The sequence below is a fragment of the Flavobacterium sp. genome (assembly GCF_046293665.1).
Taxonomy (GTDB): domain Bacteria; phylum Bacteroidota; class Bacteroidia; order Flavobacteriales; family Flavobacteriaceae; genus Flavobacterium.
Genome location: NZ_JBKBOL010000008.1, coordinates 121027 through 147396, shown reverse-complemented (window position 1 = coordinate 147396; position 26370 = coordinate 121027). Strand labels below are relative to the sequence as shown.

The 26370-nt window shown below is 36.0% G+C and carries 26 protein-coding genes; 6 read left to right on the top strand and 20 right to left on the bottom strand.

What is annotated here, in order from left to right; all coding sequences use genetic code 11:
- Nucleotides 1–93: 93 nt before the first annotated feature.
- From tpiA to ACK4R1_RS12025, 5 genes are read right to left on the bottom strand one after another with little or no spacing between them, the layout of a single operon-like run.
- On the bottom strand, nucleotides 94–846 hold the full coding sequence (tpiA, locus tag ACK4R1_RS12045; RefSeq protein WP_409687260.1) for a triose-phosphate isomerase: 753 nt from the start codon (nucleotides 844–846) through the stop codon (nucleotides 94–96).
- Nucleotides 846–1349 (bottom strand): TlpA family protein disulfide reductase, encoded by a 504-nt coding sequence (locus tag ACK4R1_RS12040; protein ID WP_409687257.1) that lies wholly within the window; start codon nucleotides 1347–1349, stop codon nucleotides 846–848. Before ACK4R1_RS12040 ends, tpiA begins: the two co-directional genes overlap by 1 nt.
- 59 nt (nucleotides 1350–1408) lie before the next feature.
- Nucleotides 1409–1726: a hypothetical protein gene (locus ACK4R1_RS12035; protein WP_409687254.1), complete on the bottom strand. Its 318-nt coding sequence runs from the start codon at nucleotides 1724–1726 to the stop codon at nucleotides 1409–1411.
- Nucleotides 1727–1782: 56 nt separating this feature from the next.
- Nucleotides 1783–2871, bottom strand: coding sequence for a MauE/DoxX family redox-associated membrane protein (locus ACK4R1_RS12030; RefSeq protein WP_409687251.1), 1089 nt, complete (start codon nucleotides 2869–2871; stop codon nucleotides 1783–1785).
- A 55-nt stretch (nucleotides 2872–2926) separates the two neighbouring features.
- On the bottom strand, nucleotides 2927–3469 hold the full coding sequence (locus ACK4R1_RS12025) for a DUF1599 domain-containing protein (protein ID WP_409687248.1): 543 nt from the start codon (nucleotides 3467–3469) through the stop codon (nucleotides 2927–2929).
- Between the two features lie 91 nt (nucleotides 3470–3560).
- Between ACK4R1_RS12025 and folP the strand changes: the two genes are divergently transcribed.
- Together folP and ACK4R1_RS12015 are read left to right on the top strand one after the other, a co-directional pair.
- Nucleotides 3561–4403, top strand: coding sequence for a dihydropteroate synthase (gene folP / locus ACK4R1_RS12020; protein ID WP_409687245.1), 843 nt, complete (start codon nucleotides 3561–3563; stop codon nucleotides 4401–4403).
- 15 nt (nucleotides 4404–4418) lie between these two features.
- Nucleotides 4419–5051, top strand: coding sequence for a hypothetical protein (locus tag ACK4R1_RS12015; protein WP_409687243.1), 633 nt, complete (start codon nucleotides 4419–4421; stop codon nucleotides 5049–5051).
- A gap of 31 nt (nucleotides 5052–5082) precedes the next feature.
- On the opposite strand, the gene rlmH is transcribed toward ACK4R1_RS12015, so the two are convergent.
- The 7 genes from rlmH to ACK4R1_RS11980 all read right to left on the bottom strand — a co-directional run bounded on the left by rlmH (nucleotide 5083) and on the right by ACK4R1_RS11980 (nucleotide 11524).
- Nucleotides 5083–5556, bottom strand: a complete 474-nt coding sequence (gene rlmH / locus ACK4R1_RS12010) for a 23S rRNA (pseudouridine(1915)-N(3))-methyltransferase RlmH (protein ID WP_409687240.1) — start codon at nucleotides 5554–5556, stop codon at nucleotides 5083–5085.
- An 82-nt stretch (nucleotides 5557–5638) separates the two neighbouring features.
- Nucleotides 5639–6385, bottom strand: coding sequence for a shikimate dehydrogenase family protein (locus ACK4R1_RS12005; protein ID WP_409687237.1), 747 nt, complete (start codon nucleotides 6383–6385; stop codon nucleotides 5639–5641).
- Nucleotides 6372–6863 carry an energy transducer TonB gene (locus ACK4R1_RS12000; RefSeq protein ID WP_409687234.1) on the bottom strand — a complete coding sequence of 164 codons (492 nt, stop codon included), beginning with the start codon at nucleotides 6861–6863 and terminating at the stop codon, nucleotides 6372–6374. Before ACK4R1_RS12000 ends, ACK4R1_RS12005 begins: the two co-directional genes overlap by 14 nt.
- A 1-nt stretch (nucleotide 6864) precedes the next feature.
- Nucleotides 6865–8259 (bottom strand): tetratricopeptide repeat protein, encoded by a 1395-nt coding sequence (locus ACK4R1_RS11995; protein WP_409687231.1) that lies wholly within the window; start codon nucleotides 8257–8259, stop codon nucleotides 6865–6867.
- A 138-nt stretch (nucleotides 8260–8397) separates the two neighbouring features.
- Nucleotides 8398–9591: an aspartate aminotransferase family protein gene (locus ACK4R1_RS11990; RefSeq protein WP_409687228.1), complete on the bottom strand. Its 1194-nt coding sequence runs from the start codon at nucleotides 9589–9591 to the stop codon at nucleotides 8398–8400.
- 11 nt (nucleotides 9592–9602) lie between these two features.
- A complete protein-coding gene (locus ACK4R1_RS11985; protein ID WP_409687225.1) occupies nucleotides 9603–9848 on the bottom strand; it encodes a hypothetical protein in 246 nt (81 codons plus the stop codon).
- The gene (locus tag ACK4R1_RS11980; protein ID WP_409687222.1) at nucleotides 9848–11524 is read right to left on the bottom strand and encodes an OstA-like protein; all 1677 of its coding nucleotides are present in this window, start codon (nucleotides 11522–11524) and stop codon (nucleotides 9848–9850) included. Before ACK4R1_RS11980 ends, ACK4R1_RS11985 begins: the two co-directional genes overlap by 1 nt.
- A gap of 139 nt (nucleotides 11525–11663) precedes the next feature.
- Between ACK4R1_RS11980 and ACK4R1_RS11975 the strand changes: the two genes are divergently transcribed.
- Complete coding sequence (locus ACK4R1_RS11975; protein WP_409687219.1) at nucleotides 11664–13538, top strand: alpha-amylase family protein; 1875 nt, start codon at nucleotides 11664–11666, stop codon at nucleotides 13536–13538.
- Between the two features lie 73 nt (nucleotides 13539–13611).
- On the opposite strand, the gene ACK4R1_RS11970 is transcribed toward ACK4R1_RS11975, so the two are convergent.
- From ACK4R1_RS11970 to ACK4R1_RS11935, 8 genes are all read right to left on the bottom strand, one after another.
- Nucleotides 13612–13962 (bottom strand): DUF2200 domain-containing protein, encoded by a 351-nt coding sequence (locus ACK4R1_RS11970; RefSeq protein WP_409687216.1) that lies wholly within the window; start codon nucleotides 13960–13962, stop codon nucleotides 13612–13614.
- A 117-nt stretch (nucleotides 13963–14079) separates the two neighbouring features.
- Nucleotides 14080–15351 carry an adenylosuccinate synthase gene (locus ACK4R1_RS11965; RefSeq protein ID WP_409687213.1) on the bottom strand — a complete coding sequence of 424 codons (1272 nt, stop codon included), beginning with the start codon at nucleotides 15349–15351 and terminating at the stop codon, nucleotides 14080–14082.
- A 26-nt stretch (nucleotides 15352–15377) separates the two neighbouring features.
- On the bottom strand, nucleotides 15378–15587 hold the full coding sequence (locus ACK4R1_RS11960) for a hypothetical protein (RefSeq protein WP_409687210.1): 210 nt from the start codon (nucleotides 15585–15587) through the stop codon (nucleotides 15378–15380).
- Nucleotides 15588–15603: 16 nt separating this feature from the next.
- Complete coding sequence (locus tag ACK4R1_RS11955; protein ID WP_409687207.1) at nucleotides 15604–16056, bottom strand: Fur family transcriptional regulator; 453 nt, start codon at nucleotides 16054–16056, stop codon at nucleotides 15604–15606.
- Between the two features lie 65 nt (nucleotides 16057–16121).
- Nucleotides 16122–18341 carry a RelA/SpoT family protein gene (locus ACK4R1_RS11950; RefSeq protein ID WP_409687204.1) on the bottom strand — a complete coding sequence of 740 codons (2220 nt, stop codon included), beginning with the start codon at nucleotides 18339–18341 and terminating at the stop codon, nucleotides 16122–16124.
- A gap of 122 nt (nucleotides 18342–18463) precedes the next feature.
- A complete protein-coding gene (locus ACK4R1_RS11945; RefSeq protein WP_409687201.1) occupies nucleotides 18464–20032 on the bottom strand; it encodes a serine hydrolase in 1569 nt (522 codons plus the stop codon).
- Nucleotides 20033–20048: 16 nt separating this feature from the next.
- The gene (locus ACK4R1_RS11940) at nucleotides 20049–20840 is read right to left on the bottom strand and encodes a TrmH family RNA methyltransferase (RefSeq protein WP_409687198.1); all 792 of its coding nucleotides are present in this window, start codon (nucleotides 20838–20840) and stop codon (nucleotides 20049–20051) included.
- A gap of 50 nt (nucleotides 20841–20890) precedes the next feature.
- On the bottom strand, nucleotides 20891–22624 hold the full coding sequence (locus ACK4R1_RS11935; RefSeq protein WP_409687195.1) for a gliding motility-associated C-terminal domain-containing protein: 1734 nt from the start codon (nucleotides 22622–22624) through the stop codon (nucleotides 20891–20893).
- 173 nt (nucleotides 22625–22797) lie between these two features.
- Between ACK4R1_RS11935 and ACK4R1_RS11930 the strand changes: the two genes are divergently transcribed.
- Genes ACK4R1_RS11930 through ACK4R1_RS11920 form a run of 3 tightly spaced genes read left to right on the top strand, consistent with a single transcriptional unit; the run spans nucleotide 22798 to nucleotide 26370 of the window.
- Nucleotides 22798–23775, top strand: a complete 978-nt coding sequence (locus ACK4R1_RS11930) for a GNAT family N-acetyltransferase (RefSeq protein WP_409687192.1) — start codon at nucleotides 22798–22800, stop codon at nucleotides 23773–23775.
- Complete coding sequence (locus tag ACK4R1_RS11925; protein WP_409687190.1) at nucleotides 23772–24896, top strand: DegT/DnrJ/EryC1/StrS family aminotransferase; 1125 nt, start codon at nucleotides 23772–23774, stop codon at nucleotides 24894–24896. Before ACK4R1_RS11930 ends, ACK4R1_RS11925 begins: the two co-directional genes overlap by 4 nt.
- Nucleotides 24897–24900: 4 nt before the next feature.
- Nucleotides 24901–26370, top strand: a complete 1470-nt coding sequence (locus ACK4R1_RS11920) for an oligosaccharide flippase family protein (protein WP_409687187.1) — start codon at nucleotides 24901–24903, stop codon at nucleotides 26368–26370.

Below are 26370 nucleotides of genomic sequence, written 5' to 3'. Positions count from 1 at the left end.
TAAAATCGACTAAATACATATAATTGTCAAAAAAAATAAAAAAAACCTTTCAAATCAATGAAAGGTTTCTTATTCTAATATTGTTGTATAAATTTAAATAGCACTGGCAATCGCAGTAAAGTCAGAAGCTTTTAAAGCAGCACCACCAATTAAACCGCCATCAACATCTGGTTTTGAAAATATCTCTTTCGCATTTTCAGGTTTTACACTTCCGCCATACAAGATAGAAACATCTTCGGCTATATCGCTTCCATATCTTTTTCGGACTGTTTCTCTAATAAATTCGTGCATTTCTTGTGCTTGTTCCGGAGAAGCTGTTTCACCTGTACCAATTGCCCAAACCGGTTCGTAAGCCAGAATAATTTGTTCCCAATCTTTGTTTTCGATATGGAACAAGCCATCGCGTAATTGATTTTCTACTACATTAAAGTGTTGGTTGTTTTGTCGGTCTTTTAATTCTTCGCCAAAGCAAAAAATAACAGTCATATCATGTTTAAGCGCGGTGGTTACTTTTTGGGCCAAAAGTGTATCGGTTTCATGAAAATAAGCACGGCGTTCAGAATGACCAAGGATTACAATGTTTACGCCTATGCTTTTTAACATATCGGCAGAGATTTCTCCGGTATAAGCACCGCTTTCATTTTGGTGCATGTTTTGTGCAGCAACACCAATATTGGTAAATTCCAAATGATCAACCGCAGAAGCTAAGTTTACAAAAGTTGGCGCAACGATAATTTGGGCTTCAATATCATTGGGTAATTTATCAATCAACTCGTTTAATAAATCTTCTGTCTCTTCGGCATTTTTGTGCATTTTCCAATTACCGGCAACAATCTTTTGTCTCATTATTGTAAAGTTTTTAAGGTAGCGTTTATTTGTTCAAAATCGGTTTCAATGGCTCTGTAGGTAACAATTTTACCGTTTTTATCTAAGATGATATATCTCGGAATCCAATCTAAATCGATTGATTTTCCAAATTCACCTTTCATCAATTTAGGATCATTAACCCAATATTGTTTTCCGGTCAATCCGTGTTTTTCGATACCGGCTTTCCATTTGTCAAAGGCTTTATCCATCGAAATAAAAACATAATCTACAGTTGGATTATTGGCTTGCATTTCTTTTACTTTAGGCATGGCTTTGACACAATCACTACACCATGAAGCCCATATTTCAATAACGGTAACTTTTCCTTTTTGATTTTTAAGAATTGTTTCGAATGAAATCTCGGTGTTGTCTGAAGTGGTTAATTTTTGGTCCAAACTTTCTTTATTAAATTCGGTTTTCTGTGCATTAGAACAGCCTAAACCTATGATGGCTAATACTAAACTTAAAGCAATTTTTTTCATATACTTTTTTTATAAATGTAAGTAATCCGATTTTTCGAATTCTTAAAATTTCTATAATTCTACGGATTAGTTTTAGCGGCTTTTTTTTGCTCAGAATCTTTTAGGTAAAACAATCTGTGATTTTTTCTTTTTCTTTCTCTTCTTTGCGCTTTCTTTTTACTGTCATACATGTATTTTAGAATCAAGATTACACCAAGAACCGATAAAAAAGTTAAAGCACTACCAACTAATATGTAAATCGTATTTCCCAATGGCGGATCTTCCATGGTGGAAATGTGATTTAAAATAAAATAACCTAGTATAAAAACTGCAATACAAAGAACAATACCAATTAGGCATCTTTCGTTGGTTCTTTTAGACATGATATAGTCAATCATATGAAATCTAGTTTTTTTTAACTTTTAAAAATAACAAAAAGATACATAAGTTGCATTTATTTTTTCAATTCAGAATATGGTTTGCTGATTAATTTTTGAAAATCGGCAGCGTCAAATTTGTTATCACCAATTCCCCAATAGTATTTATAATCATTTCCATTCCACAAATACTTCACGCCCGGCGTATCTTTACCTGAGCCAAGTACTTTCCAAAACGGAATGACTTCTATGATTTTATAGGGATATTCAGCTCCGGCATATTTGAAAAAGGCCGGAATTAAATCGGCTTCTTCATTCATAAAAATAATAGAAATTTCAGGAAAATCTTTAGTAGTTTTCTTCATTTCAGTTAATTCTTTAGCGGCATCCCGACAATGGTCGCAACCCGGAACAAAGAAACAAAGTGTTTTTCTGCCTTTATCTATATTCGAAAAATACTGCGCATAACCCGATTTGTGTTTGGCAGGTTCTGTCATTTCAGCTTTGACAGTTTCTTTTACTTCTTCAACTTTTTTGATGGTATCTTTGATGATAACAGCTTTTGTAGTGTCAATGGTTGTGTCAGAAATCGTATCAATTACTGCTTCTTCCGGAGTTGAAACTGAAAAACTACTTTCTAAAGGTTGGATTGGTGCCAACATAAATAAGGCCAAAATCGAAGCCAATGTTACGGTTGTTAAAATCCAAAAGTTGTCGTGTTTTTCGTTTGTTTTTGGCATGATGATAAAAAGCCAAACCAACAAAGCCATGGCAGCAACATTCTTTAGAATCGCTTCAATTGGCGTCATTGGTAATAAACTACCAAAACAACCACAGTTTCCTGAATTTCCACCATTTTGAATGGTTTCTATTGCTAAATGTGTGGTGAAAATGGCTAATAATAAAATGGTAGCCGGAACGACAATACTTCTCAAAAAATTCTTTTGCAAGATCAAAAAGCCTAAAGCCAGCTCAATTCCGATTAGTACTCTTGAAAAATAAGGTGCAAATCCTTCAGAGAATCCCATGGGATACAATTGTTTTACTTCAAAAGTGGAAATCGCAAAATAAGGTGATGGATATAATTTGGCGACAGCCGAAAGTAAAAACAGGAATGAAATTACGATTCGAATTCCCCAAGCGATGTTGTTTTTAGAGATTGCCATATTTGTATTTTGTTATTTTGTTTTTGGAATTTATTTAGATTTTGGAAACAATCATTTATTGTCCGAATTTCATCAAGATTAAAGCAAAAACAGCATAATTAATCATATCCTGGTAATTGGCGTCAATCCCTTCCGAAACTATTGTTTTTCCTTGGTTGTCTTCAATTTGTTTTACGCGAAGCAATTTTTGCAAAATCAAATCGGTTAGTGAACTTACGCGCATTTCGCGCCAAGCTTCGCCGTAATCGTGGTTTTTAGCTTCCATCAACGATTTAGTTAAGGCAACTTTGGCATCGTAAAGTTCGGTCGCTTTCGCAACATCTAAATCAGGTTGTTCCACTACACCTAAATCCAATTGGATTAAAGCCATAATCGAATAATTAATGATTCCAATGAATTCTCCGGTTTCGTCTTCGTCTACTTTGCGAATGTCGTTTTGTTGTAAACTTCGGATGCGTTGGGCTTTGATAAATATTTGATCGGTTAAGGAAGGCAATCTCAAGATTCTCCAGGCACTTCCGTAGTCTTTCATTTTGTTAATATAAAGTTGTCGGCAAATGGCGATAACCTTGTCATATTCTTGAGAAGTATTACTCATTTCAGTGTATCTTTGTGTCAAATTTTCCCAAAAGTAAAGAATAAAGATTGAAGTACAAAGGACTAAATCTTAGAACTAACTTAATTTGCAAATGACCATTAATTGTCACGGAAAGCTTATCGATTTATCTTCTCCCAAAGTGATGGGAATATTGAATATTACGCCTAATTCTTTTTATGACGGCGGAAAATATGCCGAGGAGAAAAGTATGCTTTCTCAAGTAGAAAAGATGCTCAATGAAGGAGCAACTTTTATTGATATTGGTGCGTATTCCAGTAAGCCAAGTGCCGAATATGTTACTGAAGAAGAAGAAATAAACAGATTGGTACCCATTGTAAAATCGGTGCTTCAGCATTTTCCGGAAACTTTAATTTCTGTCGATACTTTTCGGGCTAATGTCGCCAAAGCCGGAATCGAAAATGGTGCCTGCATCATCAATGATATTGCCGCCGGAAGTTTGGATGAAAACATGATGGAAACGGTTGCCGAACTCCAAGTGCCTTATATTATGATGCACATGAAAGGTAATCCGCAAACGATGCAAAGTTTGGCACAATATGGCAATATAACCAAAGAAATATTGTTTTATTTCTCTGAAAAAGTGGCGCAAGCAAGAAGTTTAGGAATTAATGATATAATTATTGATCCCGGATTCGGCTTTGCCAAAACATTGGAACAGAATTTTGAACTCATGAACAGTTTGGAGTTGTTTCAAATATTAGAATTACCGATATTAGTTGGAATTTCGCGAAAATCAATGATTTATAAGGCATTGGAAACCTCCGCAGAATTTGCCCTAAATGGAACCACTGTTTTGAATACAATTGCTTTACAAAAAAATAGTAATATTTTAAGAGTGCACGATGTGAAAGAAGCAATAGAATGTGTAAAATTGTACCAGAAATTATCCCGAAGTTTAGGGACCCAAAATTAAATCCCAAATTCTAAAATGAAACAAGTTGCTTTACTGATATGCTCACTTTTGCTTATTTCTTGTGGAGAAAATAAAGAAGTTTTGTTGCCGGTGGCCAAAGAAACAATTGTTGCTGAGGTAAAAGACCATTCGCCGATTTATTTCTTTTACAAACTAAACGAAAATGATACGATTGTTGACGTAAACAGAAACAATTCGATTAGTTCTACTAATTGGTTGTTCAATATTGACAAGCGATTACCGTTGCGCAAAGTGATTTTGGAAGTAAAAAAGTTGCAGACAAAAAAAGAAGGAAGCTCGCATAAAAAAGCAACTTCTGAAAACTACTTTACTTATACCGATACGGTCAAAAAGAATTTAGCTTTTATGCCGTTTACTCAAATAACCTACAAACTCGAAAAACCCGATTTCGAGGTGATATATTTCCACTTAGACCGAAATGATTTGGTGCATTACAATGAATTGGTTTTCTCCAAAAAGCAATTGCAGGAGTTTATGAATCAATTGCCAAATCCTTCCAGAATATATTTCTCCTTCGATAAAGGCATGTCTTTCGGAAAGTATATCGAATACAAACTCTTCATTAAAAATCTCAAGATTACCCAACTCGGCATTTCAGTAAGTAGCAATAAAGAATACATCTATTAGACTGAAAAACTTTGACTGCGACTGAAAACTTTTATTGATGGTGATAAGGTTCGTTGCGCAAAATGGTAAACCCGCGATACAATTGTTCGATAAAGAACAATCGAACCATTTGATGCGAAAAAGTCATTTCGGAAAGCGAGACTTTGCCTTGTGCTTTTTTGTAAACTTCGGCACTAAAACCATAAGGTCCGCCAATGACAAAGACTAGAGTTTTGACACCCGAATTCATTTTCTTTTGCAGATAATCGGAGAAACTAACGCTGGAAAAAGTGGAACCGTTTTCGTCTAATAAAATCAATTGGTCGGTTGGTGTGAGTTTGGCCAAAATCATTTCACCTTCCTTTTCTTTTTGTTGTGCTTCAGAAAGATTTTTGACGTTTTTGATATCGGGAATTATCTCTAAATCAAACTTGATGTAAAACGACAAACGCTTGGTGTAATCGTCAATCAACGTTTGCAGCGCTTTGTTATCGGTTTTGCCAATGGCGATTAGTTTGATATTCATGTGTTGTTTTTTTGAACCATATAAGGCATATAAGTTGGTTTAAGTCTTAAAATAACTTACATGTCCATTTGGTAGAAATTTTTTATTTATTCCAAATCTTCCATGCTTTTTCGGCTTGCAAAACTAACATTTCATAACCGTTTTTGGTGATTGCGCCTTGCTTTTTTGCCTTCTTCAAAAATTGGGTTTCTTCAGGATTGTAAATCAAGTCGAAAGCAATGTGTTTTTCGGTAAAAAAGTTATATGGGATAGGTGGAAAGGCTTTAGTGTCAGGGCTTGTGCCCAATGGCGTGCAATTGATAATAATATGATAATTGTCGAAAGTGGTTGCATTGATTCTATCATAATCAATCAAGCCTTCTTTTACTTCGCGAGAAACATAAGTGTATAGAATTCCGAGTTGGTCGAGTGCAAAGGCTACTGCTTTGGCTGCGCCTCCGGTTCCGAGAATCAAGGCTTTTTGATGATGCGGTTGGAGTAGCGGTTTTAAAGATTTCATAAAGCCGTAATAGTCTGAATTGTAACCTTTTAATTTTCCTTTTTTAGTAAACCGAATGACATTGACAGCGCCAATTTGCGCCGCATTTTTAGACAATTTATCTAAATACGGAATCACAACTTCTTTATAAGGAATGGTAATATTTAAACCTTTTAAATCTGGATTATTGGCAATAAGCGTTGGAAATTCTTCTATAGATGACAAATCGAAATTTTCATAAGAACAATCAACAAGATTACCCAAAGCAAACTTTTCGGTAAAGTACTTTTTGGAAAACGAATAGGAAATGTTTTTTCCGATTAGACCATAAACTCTTTTAATTTCGTCCATTAATGGTTAAGAATAATGGCATTATGCATCTTACTTTCTCTCCGGATTGTTCAGCAGGTTTCCATTTTGGAGAATTTTTCAACACTTCGTAAATTTCATTATCGGTTTCATCATCTAAACCTTTTAAAATTTTTATGTTAGATAAACTTCCATCTTTCTCAACAATAAAATTTACTAACACATCTCCTTTTTTACTTTTCGGATTTTTTAAAACAATGTTGATATGCGCATTAAATGTTGTAACGCCACCCGGATATTCTGGTTTTACTTTTAAACTTGAGTCAAGGTAAAGCAATGTGTCTTCTTGTTTGATGGATAAAGCCCTTGTTTCAAAATTGAATTTGTCTATTTGATAAATTATTTTATTGCTTTTCGCTTTTGTAAATTCAGACCAATTGGTTGGGTGTGTATTTGCAACAACAGTTTGAGCTAAAAAAAGTAAATAGAACAGACATGAAAAGAGGAGTTTCGCTTTCATTTTATTTTTTATATTTTGTTAAGTAGTCTTGAACCGATTGTCTTTCCCATACCAAAGGAAATAATTCTTCCAAAATAGTATTGTGACTAGCATTCAACCGTAGGCCATTACTTAAATGAAAGTTTCCTTTTTCTTCTTCAAATAAAGACAAATGAAAACCAGCCAAGCGGTATTCGATTTCGCATTCTTCAGGGAAATATTCCGCGGCTTGAATTAAAGTTAAAATGGCATTGTTGATTTCACCCATGTTTTGCATCATGTCTACCCAAAACAACCAAGTGTCTAATTGGTAATCACCATGTTCAACGGCTTTTCTATATCCAAACTCTGCTTCTTCAAACATACTCATCGCTTTGTTGATGGTCGCATAACGTTTCCAATACAAACGATTTTGGTCATCTATAGCCAACGCTTTGTTTACATAGAATAAGGCTTTTTGGAAGTTTTTTTGGCGTACATAAAAATCGGTAATCGCAATCCAACCTTTGTCTAAAAGCGGATCTTCGTGTACGGTTTTGTTAAAGTATTTTAAGGCTTCGACTTTATTGCCCAGTTTTTCATAACATTTCCCAATGCGTAATAAGGCATAAGATGTTGGGTCATCCAATTCAATAGTGCGATTGTAACTTTCGATGGCTTCTTCGTGTCTTTTTAATCGCTCTAAAGCTTTTCCTTTTTCCATGAAAGCACCAATGAACTCATCATCTATATAAGTAGCAAATTCAAAAGAACGAACAGCATTTTCATAATCCTTCACGCCATAATACAAACGACCTGACTGATGCCAAGCGATTTCGCTGTATGGATTTCGGTCGATGTAAGTTTTGAGGTATTCAATAGCCTCCAAATTTTGGTCTAAAAACTCAAAGCAATACACTACGTTATATAAAGCTGATTGGTCTTCGAAATCTTCTTCCAAACATTTGATGAAGTTTTCTTTGGCCAATTCTAAGTTGTCCATAAAAAGATACTCCATTCCGATTAAGTTGTATACATCGGCGTAATCTTCTGTGTAAAGCAATGCGGTTTGCAAGAACTCAACCGCTTTTTCGTGGTCGTCTCTTTTAGAATAGATATTGGCTTTTTGGATAAAAATTTCTTCGTTGGTTGGTTCAATGGCGTACAATTCGTTTAATAACTTTTCTGCCTGATCCAATTTATCTTCATACACCAACATTTCTACTTGAACCAGTTTCAATCCGGTAGATCTTGGGTGTTGTTCCAGTCCTAATTTTAAAGCTTTCTTGGCTAAAGAGGCTTTTCCCATGTCGAGATAATGCAGTATAATTTCCTCAAACTCCTCTGAATCGAAAAATAAGACTTTGTTGGTTTTTAACATCGACTCAAATTTCGCTAGGGATAAGTTGTAATCTTCTTCGTCGTGATCCAGGTGCATAACAGTAGGGTTTAAAATTATCCTTAATAAAATTAGGGAAACGGGATTCTTTTTTTAGTCGAGCCAACGTATTGTTGTAAACAATTTAATTAACAATTTTTTGATTCGATTTTTCTTATCAAATTGAAAATGAAATATTTAATTTTCAATTTCTAACGCCACTTCATTCATTGCTTCGATGAGGATGGCGCAACCTTCTCTGATTTCATCTTCCGAGATGGTGAGTGGAGGTGTAATTCGGATGGCGCAACCTTCAAATAAGAGCCAGAATAAAATCAATCCTTTGTCTTGACATTTAAAAATTACTTTATTGGTAATTTCCGGGTCTTTGGTCATCGCCGCCAGCATTAAGCCTCGGCCTCTAACTTCCTCTATCAAAGGATGTACCAAAAGTTCTCGGAAAAGTTTTTCTTTGGCTAATGACTGTGTTGGGTAATCTTTTTCTAGTACTTCTTCTAAAGTGGCCAAACAGGCTGCCGCAATGACAGGATGTCCGCCAAAAGTGGTGATGTGTCCCAGTTTTGGATCATGACTCAACAAGTCCATGTGTTTTTCATTGGCAATAAATCCGCCCACAGGCATGCCGCCGGCCATTCCTTTTCCTATGATAACTACGTCGGGAACGACATTATAGTTTTCAAAACCGAACAGTTTTCCGGTTCTTCCAAATCCGGGTTGGATTTCATCAACAATCATTAAAGCACCCACTTCCTCGCAACGTTTTTTGACTTTCGCCAAGAAATCATTTTTAGGTTCGATAAAACCGGCGCCACCTTGAATGCTTTCGAGAATGATTCCGGCAGTTTTGGTGGTAATTTTTGCCAAATCGGCTTCATTATTAAAGGTAATGAAATCTACGTCGGGAATCAATGGCCTGAAGATTTGTTTTCGTTCTTCAAATCCCATAACGCTCATCGAACCCATGGTGTTGCCGTGATAAGCATGGTGACACGAAATCAATTGGCTTCTACCGGTAACTCTGCGAACAAGCTTTAAAGCGCCTTCACAAGCTTCGGTTCCTGAATTGACGAGATATACTTTATTTAAACTTGGCGGTAAATTTTCGACTAACAACTTGCAATAAGCCACCGCCGGATGTTGGGCATATTCGCCGTAAACCATCACATGCGAATATTTATTCAATTGATCAATAATGGCTTGGTTTACACGTGGATGTTGGTGTCCCAAACTACAAGCCGAAACGCCGGCCACAAAATCTAAGTATTTTTTATTGTTGGTGTCGTAGATATAAGAACCAATGGCATGCGACACTTCCATACCCAAAGGATACGGTGAAGTTTGCGCTTGGTATTTTAAGAAATCTTCTTTCAACTTCTGTTGATTTATTCGTTTAGTTGGTAATTAGTGACTGTGTTGCAATTGGAACACCAATTAAATTGTTCTTCTTGGCTTCTCAAAAGCGTTTTGGTTTGTTCATTACAATTTTCGCAAATTTCTTCGTCATGGTCTTCTTCAAATATTTGTAGTGGACAATTGTTGCAGCTCCAAACCGTTATGTTAGGTAATACTTCGCTAACATACCAAGTGAAAGCATCTTGTTGGCACTTTGGACAAATTTGAGTTACCATTATTTCACTTTAGGTTTAGCTTCATCCTGTTCGGTTTTTGGCTTCGGATTATTCTTGTCGTACTCTAAAGTTTCTTTACTTGGCAATAATGGTTTGTCAACTTTGGCTTTTTCAATCTTACTTTGGGCTTGAATTTTGGCATCCAAATCGAGTTCTTCTTGAGGAAAGATGTCGTCTTTGGTTTTTATTCGTTCGTCGCCGCGCCAAATGAATCCACGAAGTTTTCGAGCGTTTTCGGGTAATTCAGCTTCCGGATAAATATCACCATCAACTTGGTTGAAATTCGTGATCGTTTCAATGGTGTTTTTATCCAAAATCATATTGATTTTACTACTTGCACTTTTGTTGATTCCAATCAGTTCTTGTTGGTCATTGCGCATATAATAGATAACTTCGGTGTTTTTGATGATGTCAACTTCCCGAAGTTTATTGTCTGCAAATTTACCATAGAGGTTTTGTCCTTTGACCTGATTATAGCCTGTGCTGAGTGTGTCTTTCGAAATGATAAAAGCATTGTTGAGTACTTTAAGCGAGTCGAGTTTTTCGGTTTGGTTGTTCCCAATAAGATGCATAATGTCGCCGGTCATTTGGTTTTCATAGTTCCAAAGAATAGGGTTTTTGATCAGTTTGGTCAAACCTGTTTTTTGGTCGGAATGGATAGAATCGCATTTGCCGCTCATGTCAGTTTTGTAAAAACGAACATTGTTGAATGCGCGAACAATTCTTTCACCCGGTTTTCCGGTGATGATCATTTTTTTACCGTGAACATACATCGAATCATTTTCCACTAAAGTAATAGCGACGGCTTTTTTAGTAATCATCATCGAATCTTTTTCGGTTTTCAGATTGCGGTAGATTTCAGCATAATGTCCTTTGATTAGGCCTTTATTGATGGAATCGGTGATTTTTACATTGTTGGTGGCCGAAGCATATTCTCGGTTTCGGTCATAATACAAACTGTCGCCTTCAATGCGTCGATCTTTGTATTTGATGTAAGATTTTCGTTTGAAATAGGCCAGATTCTTTTTGGTATCGTAAAAGCCTTTTTCGGTGTAAATGTAATTTTCCTTACTGGTAATCGTCGACGGACCAAATAAATAAGAGTGACCTGAATTAGTATAATAATCCAAATGATTGGATTTGATGGTGTATTTCGGATTGGTAATCGTAACAGCCGTTAGGAATTTAAACTTCTTTTCATTGGCATAATAACGACCGGATTTACTTTTTAGAGTATTTTCTCTATTGGTAATTGTTCCGAAAGAATTGTAAAACGCTTCTTGGGTATTTCGGTCAAAGTTAATCGTGTCAGTCACTAATTTTGATTCCGGTGAGCGCATCACCACATTGCCTGTCGCGTATGCTTGCTTGACTTCTCCATTGTATTCAGCATATTTACTGTTTAGGAAAAGGGTGTCACCTTGTACCATTTGGACATCGCCAAAAGCTTTCAGGTAATTTTCTTTTTGGAAGAAATAGGCCTTGTTGCAAGTAAAAATGATACCATCATGGCTTACTCTTACATTGCCACGCAACAATAAAGCATCGGGAATTTCGGTTTGATTGATATCTGCATAATCGGAATATTCTATATTTATTGGGGTTGATTTTTTTTGTGCAATAGCAACATTCAACACAAATAAAAATAATCCGATGCAAAAAAGTAACTTTTTCAATAGGTAAAATTTTAAGCAAATTTATGAAATTAGCCCCAATGACAACGTTTATTAAGAATAATTTATGCTGCTTATATTTCAATCATTTCTTTATATTTGTCACTACTACTTGTTGCTATAACCGACAAGAAAAAACGATATGAAAACAAAACTATTAATATTGATTGCAGTAGGTTGTACCGGGAGTATAACTTTTGCCCAAAACAACACACAAGTACCTATGATGAGAAAAGTTGAAACTGTAGATCAACCCAAGAAAACAGTTGTTTACCAAGTTTTTACCCGATTATTCGGCAACAAAAACACCACCAACAAACCATGGGGAACTATTGAGGAAAACGGCGTAGGTAAGTTCAATGACTTTACGGATAAAGCATTGCAGGAAATCAAGAAATTAGGAGTAACCCATATTTGGTATACCGGTGTTCCACATCACGATGTGATTAGAGATTATACTAAATACGGTATTTCCAATGATGACCCTGATGTGGTAAAAGGGCGAGCCGGTTCACCTTATGCGGTAAAAGATTATTACAATGTAAATCCGGATTTAGCGGTTGATCCTGCTAAACGTTTAGAAGAATTTGAGGCTTTGATTTCGCGTACGCATAAAAATAAACTGAAAGTGATTATTGACATAGTGCCCAATCACATTGCCCGTAATTATACCGGATTAACCAACCCGAAAGGGGTTAAAGATTTTGGAGCCGATGATAATACGTCGGTGGAATATGCTCGTGATAACAACTTTTACTACATTCCGAATACGCCTTTTGAAGTACCGACTTCTAAGGATTATAAACCTCTGAATGGAGAAGCGAATCCGTTAAATGATGGAAAGTTTGCTGAGTTTCCGGCAAAATGGACCGGTAATGGTTCGCGTTTGGCCAAACCGGATATTAATGATTGGTACGAAACTGTAAAAGTAAATTATGGTATCAGACCGGATGGTTCAAAAGATTTTCCGGAGTTACCGGCCGGATTTGAAACGAAAGATTACAAGACGCATTATGATTTTTGGCAAGGAAAAGATGTGCCGAATTCTTGGGAGAAGTTTCGTGACATCGCCTTGTATTGGTTGGCCAAAGGCGTTGATGGTTTCCGTTATGATATGGCCGAGATGGTTCCGGTTGAATTTTGGAGCTATATGAATTCTGCCATCAAAATGAAAAATCCGAATGCTTTTTTGCTAGCAGAAGTTTACAATCCGAAGGAATACCGTAACTACATTAAGTTGGGCAAAATGGATTATTTATATGACAAAGTAGAAACCTATGACCACCTAAAAGCCGTGATTCAAGGGAATGCTTTGCCAGATCCGCTTACTGAAATACAAGAAAGCATGAGTGATATTGAGCACCATATGTTACATTTTTTAGACAATCACGATGAACAAAGATTAGCCAGTCCCGAATTTGCAGGTACACCTGAAAAGGGAAAACCTTTAATGGTAGTTTCAGCCACGATTAGTTCATCGCCAACGATGGTTTATTTCGGACAAGAAGTAGGTGAGGCCGGCAATGAAAATGGCGGATTTGGTACTCGTTCGCGTACGTCCATCTTTGATTATGTAGGTGTTCCGAGTCACCAACGCTGGATGAACGGCGGTAAGTTTGATGGCGGACAATTGACGCCGAAAGAAAAAGAGTTACGTGATTTTTATTCCCGTTTGTTGAACTTCACTTTAAATAGCGAAGCCATGTTGGGGAAATTCCAGTCCATTCAGGAGGTTAATCGCAAGGAAACTGCAAACTATGATCCGGGATTGTATTCTTATGTGCGTTTTACTAACTATGAAAAATTAATTGTGGTAGCCAATTTCTCTTGGGTCACTACAAGTGAATTCGACTTAAAAGTGCCAAAAGACGTTATCTCAAAATGGAACTTACTCGACGGTAGTTATACCGCAAAAGACCAACTGTATGGAAGCAGCGCAGTCTTGAATGTGGTTAATGGTGTTGGAACCATGAAGCTGAAAGTGAAACCAAGCGAGTCGTTTATATTTAAGTTGTAAATGGATTTAACAGATACTAAAAATCCCTTTCTCCTGATATTTCGGAAGAAAGGGATTTTTTTAGAATATTTATTTAACTTCTTAAAATCTTCTCCATGGCTTTCCCTTTGGCCAATTCATCCACCAGTTTATCTAAATAACGAATCTTTTGCATCAGTGGATCTTTAATTTCCTCAACGCGATACCCACAAATGACGCCGGTAATTTTTGAAACATGTTCGTTGAGTTGCGGGGCTTCGGCAAAAAAGGTTTCAAAATCTTTTTTAGTGTCAATTTGGTGCTGTAAAGTTTCTTGAGTATAACCGGTTAGCCAACAAATAATAATGTCTAGTTCAGCTTTGGTACGGCTTTTTTTCTCTACTTTGTTAATATAATGCGGATAGACACTGGCAAAGGTCATTTTGAATACTCTATGGTTTTCCATGGTTTAGAAGGCGTTTTATTTTATGGTTTTTTCCTGTAGCTAATTTATAAAAGATTACAATTAAAATAAATCAATAGTAAAAAACAAAACCCTCTCATCACTGAAAGGGTTTCTAAATTATCTCGTAATCGTCTGTTTCCTATCCGGACCAACCGAAACTATTTTTATCGGTACTTCGACTTCTTTTTCTATGAACTCGATGTATTCTTTTAGTTCTTTTGGTAAGGCATCGTAAGTGGTCATGCCGGTTAAATCGGCTTGCCAACCTTTGAATTCGGTATAAATCGGCGTTACGTTTTCTTCTTCGATGTTGTATGGTAAATGGTGAATCACTTCACCTTTGTAATTGTAAGCCGTAGCGACTTTCAAAGTATCAAAGCCCGAAAGGACATCGCCTTTCATCATCATCAATTGGGTTACGCCGTTGATTTGGATGGCATATTTCAAGGCTACTAAATCTAGCCAGCCGCAACGTCTTTTTCTTCCGGTTACGGAGCCAAACTCGTTCCCCACTTTCGCCATCACATCGCCTGCATCGCCAAAATCCTCCGTAGGAAAAGGTCCTGAACCCACGCGAGTGGTATACGCTTTGAAAATGCCGTACACTTCTTTGATTTTGTTAGGGGCAATCCCTAAACCAGTACAAGCTCCGGCCGCTGTGGTGTTAGAAGAAGTTACAAAAGGATACGTCCCGAAATCAACATCGAGTAACGACCCTTGAGCACCTTCACAAAGAATAGATTTACCTGCTTTTTGGGCTTGTGCCAAATATTCTTCGCTGTCAATGAAGTTTAGTTTTTGTAAATCGGCAATGGCTTCAAAGAATTCTTTTTCTAATTCAGGCAAGTTGTATTGAATGTTTACGTCATAGAACGCAATCATCGCTTCATGTTTGTCGGCTAAAGCTCTATATCTTTCTTTGAAATCTGCTAATTCAATATCGCCTACGCGCAATCCGTTACGACCGGTTTTGTCCATATACGTTGGACCAATACCTTTTAAAGTAGAACCGATTTTTGCTTTGCCTTTTGCTGCTTCAGAAGCCGCATCTAGTAAACGGTGCGTTGGTAATATTAAATGCGCTTTGCGGGAAATGATGAGTTTTGATTTTAAATCGAGGTTGAATTTGGCCAAGCCATCGATTTCGCTTTTGAAAACTACCGGATCAATTACGACTCCATTTCCGATGATATTGATGTTGTTACTGTGAAAAATCCCTGAAGGAATGGTTCTCAGAACGTGTTTGATGCCGTCAAATTCTAGAGTGTGTCCTGCATTGGGTCCGCCTTGAAATCTGGCGATAATGTCGTATTTTGAAGTCAGAACGTCAACTATTTTTCCTTTTCCTTCGTCTCCCCATTGTAATCCGAGTAGTAAATCTACAGTCATTGTGTGTTGTTTGTGTGTTGTTTTTTTTATTGCTTTTTCTTTGGAATATCTATTTTCAAAAAGTAATTTATAATGCCTAAAACTAAAGCCGTCAAAGTTACTATGGCAAGTGTTTTTAACATAAATTCCGCAGTAATATTATCAATGCCTTCAAAAATTTGGTAAGTAAATTTATAAACTAAAAAAAATACGAATACGAAGATGAAGGTTCTTTTGAAATAGTCTGCAGGCTGCATATAATTGGTTGTTTGATTACTCTTTTTTATTGGCGTAGAAATACAACGAATGGTTGTGAATTTCAATACCGAAAATTTCTTCGATAGTTTGTTTAATGGTTTGTATTCTTGGGTCGCAAAACTCAATCACTTCACCGGTATCCGTCATGATGATATGGTCGTGCTGCTTGTCAAAATAAGACTTCTCATAATGCGCTTGGTTTTGCCCAAATTGGTGTTTGCGTACCAAACCACAATCCAATAAAAGTTCAATGGTATTATACAAAGTGGCACGAGACACACGATAGTTTTTGTTTTTCATTTTGATGTACAAATTCTCGATGTCAAAATGCTCTTCACTATCGTAAATTTCCTGTAGAATAGCGTAACGCTCAGGGGTTTTGCGATGACCTTTGTTCTCCAAGTACAGCGTAAAAACGTTTTTTACGGTCTCTTGATTTTTGATATTATCGGATGCAATTAATGTCATGGGACAAAGTTAAATCTTTTGTTTAAGGTTTAAAAGTTTAAAGTTCAAAGTTTTCAAAAAAGATTTTAATTCGTGTAAACTCTGGTTACTTTGTCTACGCCGTCTATCTTTTTAATATTGTCGATTAATTTTTTTAGAATATTGTTATTCTGAACAATTACCGCCACTTGTCCGTTAAAAATACCGGCTTCACCGCTTAGTGAAATGCTTTGGATGTTGACGTGCATATTGTTAGAAATTACTTTGGTTAATTCATTCGTTAATCCCAAACTGTCCATACCGGTAATTTTCAAGATGGCTTTGAATTCTTGCTGCGAAGAGTCAATCCATTTGGCTTGCATGATGCGGTAAGCATAATTAGATTGTAAGGTGATGGCGTTCGGACAATCCTTTTTATGCACTTTGATTCCTTCATTGATGGTAATAAAACCAAATACTTCATCGCCCGGAATTGGGTTGCAACAAGAAGATAATTTATAATCCAATTTGTCTTGCTCTGAACCAAAAACCAGCATGTCAAAATTTTTGCTGAGTTCTTGTTTATTGATTTCGTCAGGTCTTGAGCTTGGTGAACGCTTCATTTTACTCTTGAAGAAGTTCATTAAAGTATTGCTTTTTTGTGCTGCGAAATCTTTTAGTTGTTGGTTTTCAATCGAACCAATTCCAACTCGGTAAAACAAGTCTAAACTAGTTTTAAGATTGAAGAAATTCACCAATTCATTGACTACTGTTTCACTCAAAGTAATCTTCAAGTGTTTCATTTTTCGGGTCAACAATTCTTTTCCGTCTTCAGCGATTTTCTTAGTGTTTTCGTTAAGAACGTTTCGGATTTTGTTTTTAGCTCTTGAAGTCGTCACATAATCCAACCAGTTAATCGTTGGTTTTTGATGGATAGAAGTAATGACTTCTATTTGGTCGCCACTTTTTAATTCGTGATTTAGCGGTACTAACTTTCCATTAACACGAGTTCCGCGGGTTTTAATCCCGATTTCGGAGTGGATGCTAAAGGCAAAATCGAGTGAAGTGGCTCCTTTTGGTAAAGATTTGATCTCACCTTTAGGCGTAAACACAAAGATTTCTTTGGCATACAAATTCATTTTGAAATCTTCTACAAAATCCACCGCATTGGTTTCCGAACTTTCTAAAGCCTCTTTCAAAAGATTTAGCCAAGTATCCAAACCACTTTCTTCGGTGGCGCCTTGTTTGTATTTGTAGTGTGCTGCGTATCCTTTTTCGGCAATTTCATCCATGCGTTCACTTCGCACTTGAATTTCTACCCAACGGCCTTTTGGTCCCATAACCGTAATGTGCAAGGCTTCGTAACCGGTTGATTTGGGTGACGAAATCCAATCGCGCAAACGACTCGGACTCGGACGGTAATGATCGGTCACTATCGAATAAATTTTCCAAGCTAAAAACTTCTCGTCGTGTAGATTGGATTTGTATATAATTCGGAGCGCAAACTTGTCATACACTTCATCAAAGGTGACGTTTTGCGCTGCCATTTTTCGGCGTATGGAGTAGATGGATTTTGGCCGACCTTTCATGGTGTATTCCACGCCTTCTTCGTCTAATGATTTTTTTAAAACATCCGAAATGGTGGCAATGTATTGGTCTTGTTCTTCTTTGGTTTCTTTGATTTTACTGACGATATCGTGGTAAACATCGGGTTCAGTATATTTTAGCCCTAAATCTTCTAACTTAGTTTTGATGTTGTACAATCCCAAACGATGGGCGAGTGGCGCATAAATGTATAAGGTTTCCGAAGCGATTTTCACTTGTTTGTAATCCGGCATCGAATCCATGGTTTGCATGTTGTGCAAGCGGTCGGCAATTTTGATTAAGATTACGCGAACATCATCATTCAAAGTCAATAGCATTTTACGGAAATTTTCCGCCTGCATAGAGATGTTCATGTCTTTTTTGACTTGGGAAATTTTGGTCAAGCCTTCCACCAAATGCGCAATCTTCGGATTGAACATTTTTTCTATTTGTTCCAAAGTAACATCGGTGTCTTCCACCACATCATGCATCAAGGCAGCAGCAATACTCGTAGCGCCAAGACCAATATCCGAAGCCACTATTTTGGCCACGCCAATTGGATGGAAAATATAAGCTTCACCTGATTTACGGCGTTGGTCTTTGTGAGCGTCAACGGCAACATCAAAGGCTTTTCGAATCAATTTTTTATCTGAATCGGTTAGCGTTTGGTAACTTATGCGAAGTAATTCTTTGTATTCTCGGGCAATCGCTTTTTTTTCTTCTTCTAAATCAATTTCAATCATAGCAAGTTCATTCAATTCCTAAAAATAAGCATTATTGATTTAACTTCCAATAGCATTCCTTAAATTTAGAGACCAATCGTCAAATTAATTCATTTTTTTGGATTTGTAGTTTTTAGTAACAATTAATTTACTCTGTTAAAATCCAAATCATGGAAGTCATAGCTGAAATCTGTTAGAGGTGAAATAGCTTCCATTTTGAAGTGTTTGGCTTTTCCATTGGCTTCTAAATCGAAGAAAATATGTGAATCGGCATTAAAACTTCTAACATCCCATTTCACGACAAAATTTTGGTCTTTGTAAAAGAAAATTTCACCAATTAATCTCTTCGAACGTTTAGAGGCAAAGTATAATTTGCCATTCTTTTCGAAAATGCTGACTTCTCCAAACCACTGGTCATTATAAGTGCCTATGTATTTTTTGAAATCGATTTTGATTTTTTCTTTAGCGTTTTGAGCTACTTTTGCCCAAATTTGGTCAGTTATTTTATCGGCATCATCTTCTTTGGCTTTTCTTTCCTGACCCAAATAAGCCAAGTGATCAAACTTGGGTAAACCTAAATAACTGTCTTTAATAGTATTGGAAATCACGGTAAAAGCTGTGCCACTTTGCTGATTGGTCAAAATAATAATGCCTAAATTAATATCGGGAATCATAATGGTTTGTGTTACAATTCCGTCTAAACCTCCGGTGTGTGACACTTGTAAATGACCATTGATATCTTCTAAGCGCCATCCTAAACCATAATTTCTGAAATTGGAAGTATAAGGATAAGTCTTGCCCATAGGTAAAATAGTTTGCGGAGTCCACATTTCTTTCCATTGTTTTTCACTAAAAAGTTGTTGGTTTTCCCCATATTTTCCTTTGTTCATTTGCACAATTAACCATTGGCTTAAATCATTCACAGAAGCATATAAACCGGCAGCGGCATCAAAAATAGGATTGGTATATCTTGGTACAATTTCCAGTTTTCCGTTGGTTGGCACATGCGGAACGATTACGTTGGTTGTATCTTTTAGTCTGTTCCAAGAAGCTGCGCTTTTGTTCATGCCGATGGGTTTCATCAGTCGTTCTTCCACAAAATCACACCAAGTTTTTCCTGAGACTTTTTCGACTACTTCACCGGCAATTACGTAGAGCAAATTATCGTAGTCATATTTAGCTCTGAAACCTGAAACCGGTTTCAAATATTGAATGTTTCTGACAATATCTTTGGGTGTAAAATCATGTCCATCGGGCCAAATCATTAAATCGCCTGCACCTAATCCGAGTCCGCTTCTGTGGGTTAACAAATCGCGAATAGTAAATTCATTGGTGACATACTCGTTATACATTTTAAACTCAGGTAAGTGTTTTTTGACTTTATCATCCCAATTGATTTTGCCTTCATCTACTAAGATGGCCAGAGCTGAAGCAGTAAAAGCTTTACTATTTGAAGCAATACCGAATAAAGTATTGGCATCCACTTTTTGTTGGGTTTTGATGTTGGAAACACCATAACCTTTAGCAAAAACTAATTTTCCGTCTTTAACAATTCCGACAGCAATTCCTGGAACATTGAAGGTTTTTAAAGTGTTTTCCACTAACACATCAACTTCTTTCTCTGTAATTTGAGCATTTAAAGATAAACCGACTAATAAAACCGGTAGTAAAAATTTAAAATTGCTTCGCCAATTCGCTAATGCTCGTGTCATAATTCATAATTTAAAATTATATAAATCCTCTTTGGCGTTTCGCCTCAAAAATCAATACAGCAGCCGCAACCGAAACATTCATACTGTCAATTTCACCTTGCATGGGAATAATGATATTTTGAGTGGCTTTGTCTCGCCAAAGTTGGGATAGTCCAGTAGCTTCTGTGCCAACTACCAGTGCAGTGGGTAAGTTGAAGTTTTGGGTATGGTATGAAGTTGAGTTTTGCAATGTTGCACTGTAAAAATTAATCTTGTTTTTGATTAAAAAATCTATCGCATCTTCGGTTGTAGCATTTGCAATTTGGTTAGTGAACAAACAGCCTACACTAGAGCGGATGATATTGGGGTTGTATAAATCGGTTTTAGGATTGGCAATAATGACAGCGTCAACTTTGGCTGCATCACAAGTCCTTAACATAGCGCCAATATTGCCCGGTTTTTCGATGGCTTCCATCACCACAATCAGCGGGTTTTCGGGAAGTTTTAAATCAGAAAGTTGCAATGATTTAATTTTGGCGACTGCAATAATACCTTCAGTAGTATCGCGATAAGCTAGTTTTTGATAGACTTCTTTAGAGATTTCTATGATTGAACTGTTAGATTCTTGGATTTTTGGATAGTTAGATAAATCAACTAATTCTGGGCAAATTAGTATTGTTTCTAATTCGTAATCTCCTTTGAGAGCCAATTCAATTTCGCGAATACCTTCAATTAGGAAAGTGCCTGACTGTTTTCTGGCTTTGGTTTTTTCCTGTAGCAGAACCAAAGATTTGATAAAAGGATTTTGTGCGCTGGTGATTTGTTTCATTGTGAATTTATAAACCCGAAGTTCGCGCCAAAATTACAAAGTTTTTCGCATTAATGAACTAAGTAAACATAGCCGGTTAAAGGTTGAGGATAATCAGGGTCGTTTAGGTACAATATATAGAAATAAGTTCCGTCAGGAGCATCCTTAGTTCCGAATCCTTCTTTGATATAGCCATCCCAATTTTGAGTATTTTGATTGCCGGTCCAGACTAATTTTCCCCATCGACTGTAAATTTCAATTTTATAATGGAGAAAGATATTTTGCAAACCTGCTATGGTGAAAGAATCATTCAGTGTATCGTTGTTGGCTGAAATGTAGTTGTAAACGGTTGGTGGACAGTTTCTTGAAGTCAATAAAAAAGAGGTCGTTGTATGGCAATTTTGATTTTCGATTCGAACAAAAATCTCTTTTGGCGTAGCCGTTGCAACATAATTGGAAGTATTTAAAATAGGATTGATTTCATTAATAGCATTGTCTAAAGTTTCATAGAAAACTACGCTATCCTCAGGATTTGTTTTGACTGATGTTTCATAACCTGAGAAATCAAAAGTGGCTTGAGTAAAGCCTTCGTTACATGAAATTAAATTCTCTAAATCATTTACAATTGGCGAAGTATAAAGCGTCTCTTGGAATAAAAAAACATTGTTGTTTTCTACCAATTCATTAACAATGCCTGTTCCGTCTCCTTTATCATCAACTACCAATTTGATTTCGAAATTATTGGGAACCCAATCGGGTAAGGTTAGGGTTATTTGTGAGGTGATGAACTCATCAACCGGAATGGCTACAGTGGTTTGTGTTATAATAATTAATTGTCCGTTGATGTAAACGGAGATTGGTGTTTGAGTAGGTAGCGGTCCGGTGCAATTCAAATTGGAAACTGTATAATTCACCACTATTGTTCTTGAATTACATTCTTTGTTGACTGAATTGATAGCAACGGTTGCATCGGGTAACTGGCTGTTAAGTTTGGTAATCACAGAGTTTATCATCACAAAATCCTGAAAAGAAGTAAGCGATATTTCGGCGGTTGTATCTCCAATGCTAATGAGATTTTGAATGTCATAAATATCCAAATCCATATTGTACATCGTTGTACTTCCGGTGACAGAATTGGTTCCGTTAAAAACATTACTACTCGGATTTAGGGTATTGCTCAACAAATCACCATTGATTCTAAACTCTTCTGTAGCCAAAGCAGCATCGCCTTCCCAAGCCAAAAAACCTACTTTAGAATTGAGGTTGTCAATTACATTTAGATTGGTTAAGGTTATTGATAATTCATCAGGAACACCTTCTAAACCGTCATAAACATTGATTTGATTCAAAGGTAAATTGTCATTTTTGTAAATAATAGCAATGGCCCAACCGGCAAAATTGGTTCTTCTTTGTAAATGCAAGGCTTCAAAAGGCGAAATGTCAAGATCAGACAAAGTATAAGTGCCGTTTCCGGTACTTTGTACTAAAGCCGTGATGTCTTTAAAAGCACTAAAATAAGTGAATTCAACATTGTCAAAAAATCGGCTATAGGCAAAAGTTCTGTCAGGAGTTATAGTTGTGGTATTTAAGGTTACGTTAAAATCACCATCACCGCTTCCGGCCCAATATAAATAAGCTTTTTCGATTACATCGGTTGGATTAAGATTCAAAGTTGCTGAAGATGAGGTGACTGTGACCGAATTGACGGTGCTGTTGTTTTCTTGCGTGTTTAAAGTATTGCCAAAAAAGGTAAAATCATACCTGCCGTTAAATTGCTCATACAAGGTAATATCTTGCCCGCTCATACCGTAAATATTAAGGCATAAGGCAATAAAAAACAGCAATTTCCGTTTTAAATTCAAGGCAATTTTAAATTTAGTAGGTTAAAAATAAGTAATTATTTTGGATTTCATATTTTTTGCCCAATGAATGCTATTAAAAAATAAATGTTTAATTTTCCAAAGTTTAAACCACACTTGTGAAAAACTATACTGTTAGACGATATCATTCGGATGATTTTTTGCTTTGGAATGCTTTTATCGGCACGGCCAAAAATGCTACCTTTTTGTTCCACCGCGATTTTATGGAATACCACGCTGATCGATTTGAAGACTATTCTTTACTGGTTTTTGAAGGGCAAAAATTAGTTTCGGTAATTCCGGCGAATGTTATTGACAATAAGATTTTTTCACACCAAGGCTTGACTTATGGTGGTTTTGTTTTTGGAGAAAAAGTAAAATTAGGTGAAGTGATTATTATAGTCAAATCAGTTTTGGCTTTTTTAAACTTAAATAAGTTCGAAAGTTTTCAGTTGAAATTAGTCCCAAGTATCTATAATTCTACTTTTTCTGAGGAGATTGAATATGCTATGTTTTTGACTGAAGCCCAATTAATACGCAGAGATTGTTTGTCGGTAATTGATTTGCAACAATCATTTTCTTTTAAAAAGGATAGAAAAAAATGCATTCTTCGTAGTCAAAAACATAATTTATTAATTAAAGAGGAGCCCGATTTTGAATTTTTTTGGAACGAAATTTTAATTCCAAATTTAAGTAAAAAACACCAATCCAAACCGGTACATTCATCCCAAGAAATTACCAAATTGCAAAATGCATTTCCGAACAATATTAGACATTTTAATGTCTATCAAAATGATAAAATTGTAGCAGGGACAACTGTTTTTGTAACCGATAAAGTGGCACATCCGCAATACATTTCGGCTAATGAACAGAAGAATGAATTAGGCAGTTTAGATTTTTTATACAACCATTTGATAACCAAAGTTTTTAAAGATAAAAGCTATTTTGATTTTGGCCCGTCACATGAAGAAAATGGTAAGAAGATTAACGGAGGTATTCTGTTTTGGAAAGAGAGTTTTGGGGCAAAAACCACGGTCCAAGATTTTTATGAAATTAAAACAGCCAATTATCCACTATTAGAAAATGTTTTGATATGATAAAATTCCTCGACTTGCATAAAATCAATTTACCTTATCAAACTGCATTTCAAGACAAAATGAAGCATTTTTTGGATAAAGGTTGGTTTATTTTAGGCGATGAAGTTAAAGCCTTTGAAAGCAGTTTTGCGCAGTATTGTGGCACAAAATATTGCATAGGGGTAGGCAACGGATTGGATGCAATGGTTTTAATTTTTAAGGCATACATCCAACTTGGGAAACTCCAAAAGGGCGATGAAGTTATCGTTCCTGCAAATACTTATATTGCTAGTGTTTTAGCCATTTTACAAGCAGATTTAGTTCCGGTTTTGGTGGAACCAAAGTTGGAAACCTATAATCTCAATCCCGATTTAATTACTGAAAAAATAACATCAAAAACGAAAGCCATCTTAGCGGTTCATCTCTATGGACAATTGTCTGAAATGGAGGAAATAAATAGCATCGCTAAGCAACATAATCTTTTAGTAATTGAAGATTCAGCACAAGCTCATGGCGCAGAAATTAATTACGAATTGCAAATTACGAATTATGAATTACGAAAAGCCGGAAATCTATCCGATGCCGCAGCCTTCAGCTTTTATCCCGGTAAAAATTTGGGTTCATTGGGCGATGCAGGTGCCATTACAACTAATGATGCCGATTTGGCCAAAGTGCTTTTCGCTTTGAGAAATTATGGTTCGGAACAAAAATATTACAACGAATTTATCGGTGTCAATTCTCGTTTAGACGAATTACAAGCCGCTTTTTTGAATGTTAAATTGCCTTATTTGGATGCTGATAATCAGAAAAGATTAGATATCGTCAAACGCTATTTAGTCGAAATCAAAAACGAAAAAATTATTTTGCCTTATTGGAATGAAAGCCATAATCACATTTTTCATTTGTTTGTGATTCGAACACCAAACAGAGAAAATCTGCAAGAATATTTGAAGCAAAATAACATTGAAACTTTAATTCACTATCCGATTCCGCCACACCAACAGAAAGCGTTATCGGAATGGAATTCGCTGTCGTTTCCCATCACAGAAAAAATTCATCGCGAAGTATTGAGTTTGCCGTTGAGTCCGGTCATGACAGCCGAAGAAGTTACCCAAGTGATTTCAATTTTAAATCAGTATTGATTGCATGACAGATGCCCAATCTTCATATCGACAAATCATCAAGTCAACTTCTATTTTTGGAAGTGTACAGGTTTTTGGGATTTTAATTTCTTTGGTTCGATCTAAAATCATTGCATTACTAATCGGTCCAGCAGGAATTGGGCTTATCGGATTATTCAATTCGGCAATCAATTTGGTTGGAAGTTTTACCAACGCCGGTATAGAAACCAGTGGCATTAAGGCCATTTCAACTGCTGAAAAAAATGCTGAATCACTAGGCAAAGAAGTGTCAATTCTGAGAAGATTGATTTGGATTACGGGTATTTTGGGAGCGATTTCGGTAGCCGTTTTATCTCCTATTTTAAGCCGAGTGACTTTCGGGAATGATCAATATACTTTAGCTTTTGTTTTGATTGCTTCCACTTTGTTATTTAAGCAATTAGCCAACGGAAGTTTGGTCGTTCTTCAAGGATTAAGCAAGATTCAATATTTGGCCAAAGCCAATTTATATGGCAATTTGTTGGGTTTGTTGATTTCGTTGCCTTTGTATTATTGGTTTAAAATAAACGGAATTGTGCCGTCGATTGTACTTTCTTCCGTGATAGCGATGCTTGTTGCTTTTTATTATAGAGCCAAAATCAAAATTGAGAATGTTAAGTTGACCAATAAAGAAGTCTTTGCTGAAGGTAAACAACTGATTGTACTTGGTTTTTCACTTAGTTTAATTGGTTTACTAACTACTTTGTCTTCTTATTTGCTTCAGGTTTTTATAAGTAATTACAAAAGTGTCTCGGAAGTTGGGTTTTACAGTGCTGCTTTTACGATTTTAAACACTTATGTTGGCGTTATTTTTACTGCAATGGCAACCGATTATTTTCCAAGATTGGCCAAAGTGTGTCACGATAACGTACAGGTAAAAAAGTTAGTAACTGAACAATCTATCATAGCCATTTTATTGTTGACTCCAATTGTTGTCCTTTTTTTGGTTTTTGCGCCAACAGTCATTCGATTGCTTTATTCTAAAGAGTTTTTGCCGATTGTGCCTTTGGTTTGCTGGGGTATTTTGGGTATGATTGTCAAAGCGGTTTCCTGGTCGATGGGTTATGTTTTAATAGCCAAAGGCGATTCCAGAATTTTTATCAAAACGTCTATTTTTTTTAATTCACTTTTTTTAATAATCAATATTTTAGGGTTTTATTTTTATGGATTGGAAGGTTTAGGAATTACTTTTTTGGTGAATTATATCATTCATTTTTTCGGATTGAAATTGATTACCGCAAAGCGATATGATTTTGAATTTGACAAGGAATTCTACAAATTGTTTTTCTTTTGTATTCTCATTTGTTTAGGATCTTTTTTATCTTTAAATATTGAATCGGTTGTTTTAAAGTATATATTGCTGTCAGTTTTAATTCTGATTTCGTTTGGATTTTCATTTGTTCAATTGAATAAAAGGCTAAATTTTAAAGACTTCTTTTCGAGAAAAAATAAATAA

Excerpts from the sequence above, each read along its gene's own strand:
- tpiA (WP_409687260.1), bottom strand. The coding sequence starts at position 846 with ATGAGACAAAAGATTGTTGCCGGTAATTGGAAAATGCACAAAAATGCC.
- ACK4R1_RS12040 (WP_409687257.1), bottom strand. The coding sequence starts at position 1,349 with ATGAAAAAAATTGCTTTAAGTTTAGTATTAGCCATCATAGGTTTAGGC.
- ACK4R1_RS12035 (WP_409687254.1), bottom strand. The coding sequence starts at position 1,726 with ATGATTGACTATATCATGTCTAAAAGAACCAACGAAAGATGCCTAATT.
- ACK4R1_RS12030 (WP_409687251.1), bottom strand. The coding sequence starts at position 2,871 with ATGGCAATCTCTAAAAACAACATCGCTTGGGGAATTCGAATCGTAATT.
- ACK4R1_RS12025 (WP_409687248.1), bottom strand. The coding sequence starts at position 3,469 with ATGAGTAATACTTCTCAAGAATATGACAAGGTTATCGCCATTTGCCGA.
- folP (WP_409687245.1), top strand. The coding sequence starts at position 3,561 with ATGACCATTAATTGTCACGGAAAGCTTATCGATTTATCTTCTCCCAAA.
- ACK4R1_RS12015 (WP_409687243.1), top strand. The coding sequence starts at position 4,419 with ATGAAACAAGTTGCTTTACTGATATGCTCACTTTTGCTTATTTCTTGT.
- rlmH (WP_409687240.1), bottom strand. The coding sequence starts at position 5,556 with ATGAATATCAAACTAATCGCCATTGGCAAAACCGATAACAAAGCGCTG.
- ACK4R1_RS12005 (WP_409687237.1), bottom strand. The coding sequence starts at position 6,385 with ATGGACGAAATTAAAAGAGTTTATGGTCTAATCGGAAAAAACATTTCC.
- ACK4R1_RS12000 (WP_409687234.1), bottom strand. The coding sequence starts at position 6,863 with ATGAAAGCGAAACTCCTCTTTTCATGTCTGTTCTATTTACTTTTTTTA.
- ACK4R1_RS11995 (WP_409687231.1), bottom strand. The coding sequence starts at position 8,259 with ATGCACCTGGATCACGACGAAGAAGATTACAACTTATCCCTAGCGAAA.
- ACK4R1_RS11985 (WP_409687225.1), bottom strand. The coding sequence starts at position 9,848 with ATGGTAACTCAAATTTGTCCAAAGTGCCAACAAGATGCTTTCACTTGG.
- ACK4R1_RS11975 (WP_409687219.1), top strand. The coding sequence starts at position 11,664 with ATGAAAACAAAACTATTAATATTGATTGCAGTAGGTTGTACCGGGAGT.
- ACK4R1_RS11970 (WP_409687216.1), bottom strand. The coding sequence starts at position 13,962 with ATGGAAAACCATAGAGTATTCAAAATGACCTTTGCCAGTGTCTATCCG.
- ACK4R1_RS11965 (WP_409687213.1), bottom strand. The coding sequence starts at position 15,351 with ATGACTGTAGATTTACTACTCGGATTACAATGGGGAGACGAAGGAAAA.
- ACK4R1_RS11960 (WP_409687210.1), bottom strand. The coding sequence starts at position 15,587 with ATGCAGCCTGCAGACTATTTCAAAAGAACCTTCATCTTCGTATTCGTA.
- ACK4R1_RS11955 (WP_409687207.1), bottom strand. The coding sequence starts at position 16,056 with ATGACATTAATTGCATCCGATAATATCAAAAATCAAGAGACCGTAAAA.
- ACK4R1_RS11950 (WP_409687204.1), bottom strand. The coding sequence starts at position 18,341 with ATGATTGAAATTGATTTAGAAGAAGAAAAAAAAGCGATTGCCCGAGAA.
- ACK4R1_RS11945 (WP_409687201.1), bottom strand. The coding sequence starts at position 20,032 with ATGACACGAGCATTAGCGAATTGGCGAAGCAATTTTAAATTTTTACTA.
- ACK4R1_RS11940 (WP_409687198.1), bottom strand. The coding sequence starts at position 20,840 with ATGAAACAAATCACCAGCGCACAAAATCCTTTTATCAAATCTTTGGTT.
- ACK4R1_RS11935 (WP_409687195.1), bottom strand. The coding sequence starts at position 22,624 with ATGAGCGGGCAAGATATTACCTTGTATGAGCAATTTAACGGCAGGTAT.
- ACK4R1_RS11925 (WP_409687190.1), top strand. The coding sequence starts at position 23,772 with ATGATAAAATTCCTCGACTTGCATAAAATCAATTTACCTTATCAAACT.
- ACK4R1_RS11920 (WP_409687187.1), top strand. The coding sequence starts at position 24,901 with ATGACAGATGCCCAATCTTCATATCGACAAATCATCAAGTCAACTTCT.